The organism is Mesorhizobium shonense, assembly GCF_040545255.1.
GTDB classification, from domain to species: domain Bacteria; phylum Pseudomonadota; class Alphaproteobacteria; order Rhizobiales; family Rhizobiaceae; genus Mesorhizobium; species Mesorhizobium shonense.
This window is the reverse complement of the sequence record NZ_JBEPLM010000001.1, coordinates 1,041,972-1,055,674: the sequence shown is the minus strand read 5'-3', so window position 1 is coordinate 1,055,674 and position 13,703 is coordinate 1,041,972. Positions and strand designations below refer to the sequence as shown.

6 protein-coding genes are annotated in these 13,703 nt (G+C 62.4%); 2 read left to right on the top strand and 4 right to left on the bottom strand.

The features are described from left to right. Positions 1-61: 61 nt before the first annotated feature. The 3 genes from ABID26_RS05210 to ABID26_RS05200 all read right to left on the bottom strand — a co-directional run bounded on the left by ABID26_RS05210 (position 62) and on the right by ABID26_RS05200 (position 1,805). Positions 62-502 (bottom strand): hypothetical protein, encoded by a 441-nt coding sequence (locus tag ABID26_RS05210; protein WP_245460068.1) that lies wholly within the window; start codon positions 500-502, stop codon positions 62-64. After that, complete coding sequence (locus ABID26_RS05205; protein ID WP_126101742.1) at positions 499-1,497, bottom strand: SctD/MshK family protein; 999 nt, start codon at positions 1,495-1,497, stop codon at positions 499-501. The genes ABID26_RS05210 and ABID26_RS05205 overlap by 4 nt, the downstream gene beginning before the upstream one ends. A 125-nt stretch (positions 1,498-1,622) precedes the next feature. Further along, positions 1,623-1,805, bottom strand: coding sequence for a hypothetical protein (locus tag ABID26_RS05200; protein ID WP_292299484.1), 183 nt, complete (start codon positions 1,803-1,805; stop codon positions 1,623-1,625). Between the two features lie 213 nt (positions 1,806-2,018). On the opposite strand from ABID26_RS05200, the gene ABID26_RS05195 reads away from it, so the two are divergent. After that, the gene (locus ABID26_RS05195) at positions 2,019-2,879 is read left to right on the top strand and encodes a MurR/RpiR family transcriptional regulator (protein ID WP_126101740.1); all 861 of its coding nucleotides are present in this window, start codon (positions 2,019-2,021) and stop codon (positions 2,877-2,879) included. A 75-nt stretch (positions 2,880-2,954) separates the two neighbouring features. Further along, entirely contained in the window at positions 2,955-12,752 is a 9,798-nt protein-coding gene (locus ABID26_RS05190) for a LysM peptidoglycan-binding domain-containing protein (RefSeq protein WP_354414167.1), read from the top strand. On the opposite strand, the gene ABID26_RS05185 is transcribed toward ABID26_RS05190, so the two are convergent. Then, positions 12,725-13,702 carry a LysR family transcriptional regulator gene (locus ABID26_RS05185; protein ID WP_292373718.1) on the bottom strand — a complete coding sequence of 326 codons (978 nt, stop codon included), beginning with the start codon at positions 13,700-13,702 and terminating at the stop codon, positions 12,725-12,727. The genes ABID26_RS05190 and ABID26_RS05185 overlap by 28 nt on opposite strands. Position 13,703: the final 1 nt, after the last annotated feature.

Genomic DNA, 13,703 nt, shown 5'->3' with positions numbered 1-13,703 from the left:
CCATGACACCCGTAGAGATAGCCCAGGACATGCAGCAGATGGACCGTGTCGTGCGGGTTGGTCAGATCTCGATTCCTTCCTGCATGCGACCAAGCAGATCGCGATGACGCTCGATCTCACCCTCGATCAGCGCTCTGGCGAGCGTCTTGAGCTGCTCGCCCCCCTCAAGGTCAGGAACCAGGTTCGTTATGAAATGCTGGAGAATAGGCACGGAGCGGCGCAGGATGGCCGGCTCCGGATTAGTGGGCATGACGAAGTTGATGAGTATGTCATCCAACGATTCTCCTGCCGCATCTCGAGAGGCTTGGAATTCCGCCGTTTCAGGCCTTTCGGCGGCCGCTGCCGATTTCGTCCCCTGAGGGCGCTTTGCGCCTTCGTCGACGCCATTCATCCGCCGCCGGTTGATTGTCTGCGCGCGCACGCCTTCCGCCTGATGTACGTCGCGGCCGGCAGTGTCCATCCTGGCCGAATCGAGGCGCGGCCCTTCGAGCCGGCGGTTCACGGATATTTCAGCGCGACCGTGGCGCCGCCCTTGGTCAGGAGAAGTTCCGTCTCGCCGATGCGCTTGATGGTCCAGCCGTCAGCCGTGAATGCACCTTCGTGGTAACGCGCGCCATCGGCTGCGATGACGTAAGGCCGCTCGCCATACCAGATCGCCTGCAGCGTCAGACGCGGCGCCTGTTGCGCGTCGCCGATCATGACATTGGACACCAAGGGGACATGAGCGCCGAATGCCTGGTCGAACCAGGATTGCGTTTCCGTCCAGACATTACTCTTGTCGCTCGGTATCATGCCAGAAACCACCAGGCGCCCGGGCGATCGCTGGACGGTTACGGTGCTTATACCGGACTGATCGAGACGCTGTTTGAGCTGGTTTTCCGCTTCGGCGGTCTGAATCTGCGCTGGCGATGAATCGTCCAGCACTTGCTGGTCCCGCTCGCCGGCGAAAGCCATTCTGACCGGTTGATCGTCTTTAGAAGGCGCCTGCACGCCAATGTCGGACTTGGCAAGAGAGAACCCGTTGGCAGCGACGGAAACGGCGAAAACGGCAAAGAGAACGCTGCCTGCAACCAGCATGGGGCGATTGCCGATCGACCACCGGCTCGCGGCCTGTTCCGGATTGACCAGCCGGATGCGGGCGTCGCCAATAGCAATGACGAGCGGTAACCGGCAGCGACTACCCTGTCCTTGACGGATGATTTCGCCTGTGGCGAGCGCGACATCTCCGCCGACGGCTTCGATTTCAAACTGGCTGCCCTTGCGCCGCAGTCTCGCGTGGATCGGAGCGATGCCGGCATCCCTGAGGACAACGTCCGATTCGGTGCTGGAGCCGATCGTATACAGGGGCCCAACCAGACTGAGTTCGGCGCCGGCATGAAAACCGTGGGTTACGCTGAGCGCGACGGACCGTGCCGTTGCCGGCGATGGGGAAATGATCGATCGGAGCCGACGCCCTGGCGCGGCGTCCAGATATCTGCCGATAGGACTAGCGGTCATGCCACTTCATCTCCCCCGCCGATGAGGATTTCAAATGCAGCCGGACGATGGCGCTTGGAAATTACCGCCATGCGAGTACGCCGCCGGTTGCTCGCGGCGGCGCATGAGTTCGAGCATCTCCTGCGTCAAGCCTTTTCAGCCGACTCGCCGAGCGTCTTGGCGGTGCTCATCAGCATGTCGTGCTGGGATTTTGCCATTTCTTTCGTGATCTCCAGGCTGAACATGCGCTCCTGCTGCTTGATCATCTTGTCCAGGTTTTGTTCCGGCGACCCTGTAGAGCCGGACGTAATGGGAGGGGTAGCAGCCATCATTGTCTCCTTGAGGGGCTATTCAGGTTGCGAGGCCCGGGCTCACGCCTGCGGTCCGGAACTTGCTATAACAACTTAGGGCAGGACGATCGGAAATGAAAGTCCACTTGGAATATTTGAGTCCTGTTTGTTCCAACTGTTGCGTTTCAGGCGATCACGGAGTAGCCTGATCGCCGGGGTTTTAATGGGGTAATGGGAATGGAAAAAGGTCCCTTGGCGGAGCTGTTGGTCGAACGGTTTGAGAATATGCCGCCGCAACTGCGGGTGGCGGCGCGTTTCGTGCTGGATCACCCCAAGGATGTGGCGCTGATGTCGATGCGCGAGCAGGCGCAGCAGGCCGGCGTTTCGCACAGCACGATGATGCGGCTGGCGCGGTGGCTCGGTCTTGAAGGCTATGAGGACATGCGCAGCCTCTATGCGCGCGCGCTGCGTGAGACGATAGCCGGAGAACCGGCCCGGCAGGGTGTCGGACAGGGTAGCGATTCGGGATTTTCGACGGTCGGGGTCGTGGCCGACACTCTCGCTGCCCAGATTTCAAGTCTTGGCGAATACGGCAACGCCATGCAATTCATCGCCGCCGCCAAGCTGCTTGCGGCAGCGGGCAAGCTTTTCGGTCTCGGCTCAGGCTCGGCCTATGCAATTGCCAGCCATTTCGTCCGCGTCATGTCGTTCGCGGCTGGCCCTGAGCGCACGGTCACGCTTGTCGGCGAGATGGTCGGACAGGGTCTGGATGCTCTTCAGCATGCGAAGCGCGGCGACGTGCTTCTTGCCGTGGGCATGTCGCCCTATGAACGCACAACGATAGAAGTGGCGCGCCAGGCGGCCCGGCAGGGCGTCAGCGTGGTGGCGATAACCGACAGCAGTGTATCGCCGCTGACCCGGGTCGCGCGGGAAACGATCGTCGTCACCTCAAATTCGCAATCGTTCTTCCAAAGCATGTCGCCGGCGTTCGCCGCTGTCGAAATCCTGGCGGCGTTGACGGCAGCGCGGTTGGGAACAAATGCAGCGGAACGCGTGAAACAGTCGGAAGAACAGCTTGCTGCTTTCGGCATCTATTGGAAGCCCCCTCGATAACAGCGAAAGCTGCGGTCGGGGCGGGCGTGGCGGCGGCCGGGCTGCCGGCAACAGTGATTTCCGGAGGTCGTCCAGATGGTTCGCCCGATAACGCTCACCAAGCCGCCGCTTCAGCCGCAGAAAGTCAATGCGAAGGCGGACGCAGCGCAGATCGCGCGGCTGGAGGCGCAGGCAGCGGAGCTGCGGGAAGAAATCAGGCTTGCCAACAGAATGGGCGAGCGCGATTGGGCGGCACAAGCCCGCCAGGAATTGGCGCATGTAAACACACAACTAAGCTCCCTTCAGACGCGGCCGGCAACGGCTCCGGCGACGCCGGATGTCAATGTCGTGAACGCCAGCAATGGCACGTCCGGCAATGGAACGACGGTCACGCCAGCCCTCTTCGCACGGCCCGATTCGACGCTCGCGCTGACGCCGGTGGACCTCGACGGCGGCAAGCCCGAAGACAGCGCCGCGGCAGCGACGACTGCCCGCGACATCGTCAAGGACGTCACCGGCGGCAAAAGCATCGACCAGATTGCCGCTGCGCGCGGCATGACGCGCGAACAGGTTATCACTGCGCTCAGGTCCGGCGGAATGACCGTGTCGACCACTGACCCGACAAGTGGCAACGGCGATGTCCAGGCGACGAAAATCACGGATGCCATCGGCCGCACCGTCACGCAATATTACGACTACCAGCATGACAGCTACTATGCGACCGTCCAGGAACAGCCTAACGGCGCAACGACCACGACGCCGACCCGGGATGGGCTCGGACGCAAGGAAACCAGCAGCTACAATTCCGACACCGGTGCCATAACGACGCGCTATGAGGACGATCTCGGGACAGGAACTGTCACCGAGCGGACGTCATTGCCCAACGGTGCGTCGGTGGAAACGGTGACGCCAGGCGCCGGCCCCTCTCTTCCCGTGACCACCGTCACAGGACCGGACGGCCACAAAACCATATTGGCGCCCTCCCAGGATCCGGGCGGATCCAGCACGCAGGACATCAAGCACGATCTTGCCGACGGAAAAAGCATCGACCAGATCGCAAAGGAGAATGGCCTCACCAACGACCAGGTGATCGCCGAATTGCAAGCCGCCGGATATCAGGTCACGAGCACCAGCAGCAGCGACGGGCAGTCGATCGAGACGGTCGATCCGCGCACCGGCGACAAGACCGTCTACTCGCACGACTACCAGCACGACGTGCGCACCGTCACGACCACGGCGGGCGGCAAGCAAACGTCGCTATCCATCGACGGCAGCGGAACTGAAACCGAGACGGTCACCGACAAGGACGGTCGGGTGACGACGACCACCACCGAGAAGATCAATGGCGGCAAGCCGGTCGAGTACGAGGTCAAGCCGGATGACAATCTGACCCAAATTGCGCGGCAATATGGCGTCACGCTGGATGACCTCAGGCGCACGAATCCGGAGCTTTTCGGTTCCTCGCGCGACCCGAACATAATCCGCACGGGCGAAAAAATTACCATCGAGAACGGTACGCGCACGACCGTTGAGATCACCTTCAACGGTTATACGCTGACCACCAAGCCCGATGGCAGCATGACGCTGCACAACAACACCACCGGCACCGACCTGAAGATCGAGGCAGGAACCACCCAGGAGGCGCTGGCCAGGACGCTGCTGGCGGTCAATCCCAACAGCAGCGATCCCAAGGAGGCAAAAGAGGGCGAGGTCGTGAAGACCTTCGTCGAAGGGCTCCTGGCGGGCGAGACCCTGCCCAGTCTCATCGACGCCGCCGAGAAAGCCGGACAAGACAAACAGGCTCTGATCGACAAATACCCCTTAGGCCCTGCCGCGAAGCCCAAGTTGGACGGACAGAACAGGGTTGTCGATCCGTTTGGCGATCCGCCGCAGGGCAACGCGCCCTCCGGCGGAAAGTGGACGCCGATGAAGATCGACGGTGTCTGGACCTGGGTCGATCCGCAGGTCGCCCAGGCTATCATTACCCACGACGTCGCACTGTCGCGCGTCACTGAAACGCGAGCTTTGGCCGGCCAGCGGCAGGAGCAGCTCAACGTCGATATGCTCGATCCCGCCTACAAGGATGCGCTGGATGGCGCGCAGACGATCATAAACAAGGCGTTGGCGCCTAACGGTCTGCAATGGACGCCGCAGAAACCCAAGGGCACTCTTGCCGATGCGCAGGCGCGGCTGACCAAAGCCAACACCCTCCTGCAGAACGCGCAGGATGCCCGAGGCGAGTATGAGAATGCCGGGCGCGCCCTCAAGGATGCCATTGCCGGGCAAGGCAAGCTCACTCCTCTGGGCGATCCGAATGCGCCGGCAGTCCGCGCGCGGGGCACTCCCGACCTTCATCCGCAATATGATCAAGGCGTCGCCGATCATGCCGCCGTCGACAAGTTGTTTTCCGAGGTCGGCCTGCATCTGAGCAAGGGCGACAAGCTCACCATCGACTTCCTGGTGGGGCAGGCCGAGCTCGCCGGCGTTCCGGCGGACTCCAAGGAATACAAGGACCTCAAAGCCCTGCAGACGACGGCAGGCAGTCAGCTCGAACTGGCTCAGTCCTACCAGAACTATTTCGACGCCCATGCCGATGCCGCGCAGGTCAGCGCGCGGCAGACGGACCTCCAGCAGAAGCTGGCCAGCGAATATCTAGGCGAACAGAAGTTTAACTTTGACGAGAAGTACAATCGCATCAGCGGCGATTACCTCGGGCACTACAAGAACTCGACGCTCGAGATCCGTGACGGCCAGCTCTGGGTCGTCAATCATTTCGATGAGGGAACCACCGAACAGCAGCTGACCTACAGCCTGAACGACAAGAATGTCAGGGGTGAATATCGCGATCGCCAACTCAACAAGGACTGGCAGGCACTTCTGGCCGGCTACGATTCCAATGCAAAAGTCTGCACGGCAAATGGTCTGCAGTCGGTGAGGTCCAGCGAGGAGCAGGCGGCAAAGAGCCTGAATGACGTCCTGGACCGGCAGCTCGGCGACAGCCTCGCCGATCTGAACGCCAAGCTGCCGACGTTGCAGACCAATTTCGACAATGCGCTGACGCATCACAAGCCGGGATCGGTCGATGCTCCCGAAGGCACGCTGCCCAACGGCGCGCAGCCGGTCGAGATCGACGTCGGCGGGCAGACGATCAAGGTGGCGCCGGACGTTGCTCAGAACTATAAGCGGAATGGGATCGACGCCCTGACCCAGGGCGGCAAGGCAATCTGGATCGACCTGAATACGCAGGATGACGACAAAAATGGCCGTTGGGTCGATCCCGAACTGGCGGTCGCCAAGCTCAGGCTGGAGGCGACAAGGCTTCAGATAAGTCAGATCGAGGATCTGCGCAGGCAGTTGCAGGGCTTCAACGACTATCATGAGCTTCGGCTCAGCGAGCCGTCTCTGCTGGCCGATGACAACACCACTGTCGACAAGACCTATCTGGACGAGCACGAGCAGCAGACGCTCGACGCCATCTATCAGCCGAAATTCCAGCAACTGCTCACCAGAGGCCACGACAACGAATTTCGCGAGCAGCGTGGCACGGATCTCGATGAAATGGTGGCCCGGAAGCTCGGCCTGGACAGTTCGACCGATGACGGCCGCGACGCGATAGAGAATGTGACGGACGAGATCCGCGATATCGGCGGTGACAATCCGTATGTGCGCAGCGTGCCGATCTTCTATGTCGACGACCAGGTCGGAACGCAGCAGGTCATCCTGTTTGCGGTGCGCGGCGGGGACGGCAACACCCGCTATGTCGACGCGACCGGCAAAAAGTTCGACGACCTCGGCGATTTCCAGGACAACAACAGCCAGTTCGGCGAGAACGGCAAGCTCGTTGTTCCCAAAGGCCTGGAGATGAAAGCGGGAGCCGACGGCAAGATCGAGCTTGAAGTAGTGAAAGCGCGAAACGTCTCCGTCTGGGACAAGGTCGTCGATCCGCTGGTTGGCATCGGCACCGGCATTGCCACCATCCTGTCGTTCACACCGGCCGCGCCGGTCGCGGCACCGCTGGCCTATACGGGCGCGGCCTATCTCGGAACCCGAGCGGTCATAAACGAGGTCAACCACCTGGACCATGGCGGCGAGTGGTACGATAGCGAGTCACTGACGAACATCGCCAGTGCAGCAACCACGGCGCTGCCCATGGCTTCCAGCGGCCTGCGCACCATCGGCATGGCGGCGAAGAGTGAGTCATTCTTGGCAGGCGTTGCCGCCAGCCCCCGCGCCTTCGCCGGCAGCATCGGCGCAACACGATCGAACTGGGTGTTGGCATCCGAAACCCGCACATACATGCAATCGACCGCCGGACTGAACAAGGCAGCGTGGGGGATGGATGTCGGCTCGGTGATTGTCGGTTCACCGTTACTGGCAACATCAGCCTACGATCTCGCCGCCAACGGAGACCAGATGAACGGTCTCCAGCTTGCCAATGCGCTTACGGGTCTCGGCACCGGCGTCACCGGCACGGGGCTCGGCATCCATGGTCTGCGGACGATGCGGCCAGGAACGGGCACGCAGGACCCCAACGCTCCCGGCGCTGATGCCAATCCGCCGCCCGGCGGCGACGGACCGTTCCAGCAGCCGCCCGGCGGTAAAGGACCGTCGCAACTGGCGCTGGAACCCGGCCCTTCGGGACGTCCGATGGATGTGTACGAAATTGGCGCCGACGGCGTTTACAGGCCGACCGGAGAACAGGTCTTCCACGATCCCAGCCACCCGGTGATCCCAGGAGAGGTGATCAAGACCGATGACGGCAGCGGCAATGGCTCGACGGCGTCGCCGGACCGCGATCCCGATGGTTCGACTGCCTCCGGCACACCGCACCTCGCCGACGGCGATCCCATTGTCGTGCCGGGCGCGCCGACAGGAAAGGACGGGCCGGTACGTCTTGTCTGGGATCCGGAGACACGCAGCTTTGCCGGCATGCCCGAGTGCGACACGAGCGGCTACATCTACACCAGCGGCAAGGATCCGAAGACGCCGTCGGCCTATCTCGACGGCCTGACCGTCGAGCAGCTCGTCAACCGCCATGAACAGGAGAAAGGCTATTATTCCAGCCGCGAGATGGCCGAGCGTTATGGTCCGGACGGCGTTCAGATACCGCGCACGCCGCTTCGCGAGACATTGCCCGACTTCCGCGTCGGCGTCACCTTCCGGGTCCGGCTGAACACGGGCCAGGCGTTCGGGATCGGGTCGCCGACCGTTGCTGCCGTTGGCTTCGGCGTCGGCACCAAAACCGATTTCGGCATGATCGGATGGTCGATCGTCGACAGCGTCAGCCAACGCAGCCTGACGCCGGTCAAGGACGCACTCGGCACCCAGGGCGTCATCTCCTACAGGCCGCGCGAGTACAGGAACATCACCGGCCTCCAGGCCGGCGTCTGGCCTGTGTCCAATCAGACGGCCCTGCCGGTCCGTGCCAGCGATCTATCGGCGGCGGCGAGCAGGGCTTTGTTCGGCGACGGGACCGGCTATGACGCCAGACCGCTGGATGCCGCGATTGTCGGGTTGACGCCGGACGGCGAGGGCACCGTGGTCGAGATGACCTACACGCCTTTGCTCGAAGGCAAGGAAGTTACCCTCGCGCCCGGCCAGCACGATTTCTTTGGCGTGCCGGCGGAAAACAGCTCCGGCCATGTCACGCTGCAAGCCGCGCTGCCTTTCGATCGCGTCATGACCGAGACCAAGGCCGGCATACGCCTGCCGATCGTGGCCAATCATGTCGCGGCGGTCGATCAGATGCCGCGCATCGGTTTCGAGAGGCGTCCTGAACTGCCCGTCAAGGACACGCTGCAGCCGGGCGACGTCGTGTCGACGCAGGCGTTCGACCAGATCCAGTCGGCCCTTGGTTCGACAAGTCTGAAGATCCAGTTCGCGGTCAAGGACCCGGCGCAGGCATCCAAACTCGTTACGGCGATCGGGCAGGGCGATGGCGTCCGGTCGATCCGCGACCTCGTCAAGTCCGGTCAGATCGATCCGTCGAACACGGTTTCCCTTGTCGATGAGCCGACACTGAGCGGACTGCGGCTTTCAGCTGTGCCGGGCAAGTCGCCCACGGCGGACATTGTTTTATTGACCGGCGAGAAGGCTCGCGTGGTGAACCCCGAGGCGATGCTGGTCGACGTCATCTTCAATGATCGCAACAGGCTGCCGGGCGCGCTGGGCCTCAATCCGGATCGGGTGGCCACCTCCGCGACCTACAAGGTGAAATCGACAGTGCAGTCCTGGCTTCCGGCGCGTTTCACTCCGGACGGCTCACCGCAGTCGCGCTACATGCCGAGCGCCGGCAACATCTACCGAAACCTCTATGGTTCCGACGGGACTCCGGCGACGCGCTACACGATCTCGTTCTCCACGCCTCCGCTGCCGGCAGGCGCCGTGGCGTTCAGTGCCGAGGTGAGATTCCAGTACAAGTCGAAGGCAGCCAAGACCGCGCCCTCGATCGCCAAGAACGAAACCGCGACGCTGACTTTCGATCGCGCCGGCGGACAATCCGAGCAGGTGACGATCCCGGCCTGGCTCGCCCGTGCGGTGGAAACGTCTCGCGACGGCGCCTCGACGGCCATACCCAAGGGCGGCAAAGCCTCGCTGGACCAGTTCCTGGTCGACCTGCAAAAGACGGCACGGCCGGATCAGCTCGTCGCGATCGAGCAGTTCAAGAGCGATTTCGGCGCTTCGATCGTCGACGGCGGTTTCATGCGCCAGGACGTTGCCGACGGCGTGCTGACGTTCCTCTCCTCGCAGGTGGGCAGCCGCCGAAGCGGGCCGATCCAGATAAGGGACGAGAATGGGCAGTCCGTGACCGCCACCCGCTATGGACCGCTGCCAAAGAGCGCGGAGAACGTCTATGTGCCGCCGGCCGACGGGCCGCAAGCGCGTGGCGACGAACCGGAGTTGATCCACAAGTCGCATATTCTGTTTCGGGACCCGGAGACGGGAGAAGCATACGTCCTGCCGTGGATACGCGGCGCCTCCGAGGACCATGTGCCGGGCGGTCAAGGAACGCCAAAGGGAGATGCGGTGCCACCGGATACAGTCAGGAAAGCCATCGAGGCGGCGCCACCGACAACCTACTCGCTGCAGCAGATCCGCAACATGCGGCAGCCCGAAAAGTGGAAAGCGGGCGAGATCTACACGCGCGAGCTGAACGGGTCGCTTGGAGAAGTGCATTTCCCGGTCGAGGCCAACCCGGACGGTCCCTACTCCGTTACCGGCCAGGGCGGGCGTTACGTGGATGCGCCGGTCTTCAAGAGCCAGGATGTGATCGAGGCGATTGAGGTCAAGACCTACCATCGCTGGACGACGATCAACGGTGTCGCGCAGATGCGCGAAGTGCCGCTCACGCCGAAACTGCAGGAGCAGATCAACAAGGATGTGGCGCTGCGGAATGAGAACCCAGGCTATCAACCGCGCTGGGTTTTCCTCGACGCGCCGCCTTCGGCCGAGTTGCAAGGGGCGCTCGACGATGCCCGGATTGTCGGAAACATCTTCGGACACGACAAACCTGCCGCTGCAACACCGCAACCTCCGCCCGCGGCGACCAAAAGCGGCTCGAGCCGGACCATTCAGCTCGAGGACGAAAGCGGCAATGTGATTACGGCGACAATGCTGGGCACCGGGCCGAGGAGCCCGGAGCAGGTCTATGTTGCGCCCTCAGACGGCCCGCGCGTGTCGGGCGATGCCCCGGAGGTGGCGGACAAGACGCACATACTGGTGTACGACCCCGATACGGGCGAGGCCGTGGTGCTGCCCTGGATACGCGGAGCTTCCGACGGTCACGTGCCGGGGAATAATGGGCCGCTCACCCGGGACGGCGTCAGAGCTACCCCGCTTGATCAGGTGCCGGATCTCGTCATGGGCGATTTCCAGCCGAACCAGATTCCCTGGCTGAAGCGCGAGCAGGTGGCCGAGCTGTCGGAACCACAGTTCCGCGACATGGATCGGGCGGGCTTGCTGCCCTCTGTGACCAAGAGCCAACTGCGCGGTATCCCGAAGGCGAAGATAGGCTATGTCAACATAGCCAGCCTCGCCGAGAGGCAGGTTCCTTGGCTGACCGAAGGCCATATCCGTAATCTGACCGACCAGCAATTCCATGATCTCGGCAAATCGGGTTTGATCCGCCACCTGACGAAACCGCAGTTGCAGGCGATAAAAGGAGACAAAGTCGGGCTCGTCGACGTGTCGAAGTTGGATGCGCGCCAGGTGCCGTGGTTCAAGCCCGGCCAGGCCGCGAAGTTCACGTCGCCGCAATTCAAGGATCTGGGCGAGGCCGGATTGCTGAACAACCTTGCCGAGCGCCAGGTTCAGGCGATCCCTGGACCCATGATCGGTTCCGTGGACATGGCGAAACTCGATCCCAGGCAGGTGCCGTGGCTGACCGGGAAGCAGATCCCGGCGCTGACCCGCGATCAATGGGGCGCCTTCACGATCCACCACATCGAGGCCCTGACCCAGCCGCAGATCGAAGCGGTGACACCGAAACAGTTCGAGGAAATGAGCTCCGGCCAGTTCCGCAAGTTCACGCTTGAGCAGTTCGAATGGATGAGCGGGGATCAGACGAACGCTCTCTCCGTGCTGCAGCTGACGACCTTCCGGGCGACCCATAAAAAGGCGATGACGCCGGATCAGGCCGCCAGCGTCGATCTGGCACTGAGCCATGCCAGGATGCGCGAAAACGCTCAGGCGCTCGCCACCTTTGGCGGCATGTCGACCACCTCCTACATGTTATGGACTTCGTTGCCCCCAACCTGGACCGCCACTGCCGGAGCCGTGGCATTTGGCGTGCGAGGCCTCGTTTTCGGCACGCAGGCGATCTTCCCCAACGCGACTGCAAATCACAAGCCGTTCGGGCGGTTCCTCAATGCGCTCGGCGGAGCCACATTCATTGCCGCGGCGCCAGGTGCCGCGGCCGGGACTATCCAGGGCAAGGACCTTGTCGTCAACAGCACGTTCTCGCTCGGCAACGTCGTTTATGGCACGAAGTCGATGCTGCAGTCGTTCACCGGCAGGCCGGTGATCCGCGACCTTGCCGAACATCTGGCTGGGCCCGGCTACGTGCTCGGCTGCGCCGTCTATACGCTACACTCCTGGCCGGCGCCGATCGCCACGGTCGCCGGCACCATGTTCACGTTTGGCTGCGCGGAGTTCTGGGCGTCGGCCATAAGGACGGACCGGATGAATCGCCATTCGGTGCCGCGAACCGATGCCGATATCGCGGCGGCGGCAAAATCGGACAAACGATGGGCTACAGCGGATCGATGGACGCTGGGCATCACCTTCGGCATTGGAATGCTCCTCTTCTCTCTGGACTCCCTGCTCGCGCAGCCCTGGGACTCGAAAACGACCGCTCCGTCCGACTCGAAAAAACCGGATGGCGATGCGTCGTCCCAGCAGCCCGGCGATCACTCGGATGTTCCAGATGAGCCGAAGACCCCGCCCGAAGACCTTCCGCAACTCGTCGTGTCGGCGGATGACGGCCTGAATTTGCGGAGCCAGCCTGACGACAGCTCTGCCGTGGTGACGGTGCTGCTACCCGGCACGTTCATCGAACAGACCGCGAAGCCCTCGACCGATCCGTCGGGAGAGGCCTGGATACCCGTCGAAGGATTCGGGCCGGACGGCAAAAAGCATAGCGGCTGGGTTTCCGGCGACTATGTCGAGGTTCATCCCGAAGGCAGCAGCAATCCGGAGGGCCGCACGAACCCGACACTGGAGAAGGACGGTTATCCGTGGGTCGAGGTCAGGAATGGCGATAGCATCCGCCTGATCGCCAAGGCGCATTCAGCCGATGTGGCGGATACAGTGGTGCTCAACATGGATCACATTCTGAGCCCGGATATGATTTTCTCCGGCGACCGCATCTACCTGCCGATTGCGTCGGTCGGCTGAGACGCCATGGGCTCAACTCGGGAGTTGTTGGCAGGCTGCGCCTCGCCGATTCTCGCGGCATATGCATGTGCGATGCAACCGGCCAGCTTTGCCGCCCGCTCCGCTATCGGATTGGATGGTTCGGAGGAGTACGAGGCGGTGAACCGCAGGTCGGAGGGATGCCATTCACAGTCAACGATGCGCAGCGTGCCGTTGGCGGTATGATCCTGGACGACCTCCCTGGGGAGAGAGGCGATGCCGATCCCGTTCAGCGTCATCTTGATGGAAGCGGCCAGCGAATTGGCTGGAAAGATGCGCGGCGTCGCTTCGAGTTCGCCGGTCAACTTGCGGTAAAGTTCGCTGTAGGGTCTGGTCGTGCGCGCGTAGCTGATGATTGGGAATTGCATCAGGTCGTTCAGCGTCAGCTTGCCTCGGTTGGGCAGTTTCAAGGCAGGCGAGCAGACCCATACGAGCGGAAAGGATGGCAGCTCCATATTCTCGATGCTGTATTCCAGAATAGGCCCCATCAGCACCGCAAGATCGAGCCGGTGGGACATCAGCTCGTTGCGAAGGGTCGTCGTCGTGTCGACGACGATATCCGTATCGACAAGCGGATAGTTCGCCTGCAATTCCTTGAGGAAATCCGGAAGCCAGGTGTGCACGATGGTCTCGGCAACCCCGAGCCTGAGCACTCCCGCGGTCTCCGAAAGAGAGTTTGCCGTCAACTGCAGCTGTTCGGCCACGCGCAGGACCCGTTGCGCCGGCGGCAGCAGCCTTTGTCCCTCGGCGGTCAGTCTTACGGTGCTGCTCTGCCGCTCGAACAACTTGGCGCCGAGCGCTCCTTCCAAACTGGCAATTCGGGTCGAGACCGCTGGCTGTGTTGTGTTCAGGCGTTCCGCAGCCTTTCGGAAGCTTCCGAAAGTCGCCACCAGAAGAAAGGTTTCGAGCTGCTTGATGTTGAAAGGGATCACG

Excerpts from the sequence above, each read along its gene's own strand:
- ABID26_RS05205 (WP_126101742.1), bottom strand. The coding sequence starts at position 1,497 with ATGACCGCTAGTCCTATCGGCAGATATCTGGACGCCGCGCCAGGGCGT.
- ABID26_RS05200 (WP_292299484.1), bottom strand. The coding sequence starts at position 1,805 with ATGGCTGCTACCCCTCCCATTACGTCCGGCTCTACAGGGTCGCCGGAA.
- ABID26_RS05190 (WP_354414167.1), top strand. The coding sequence starts at position 2,955 with ATGGTTCGCCCGATAACGCTCACCAAGCCGCCGCTTCAGCCGCAGAAA.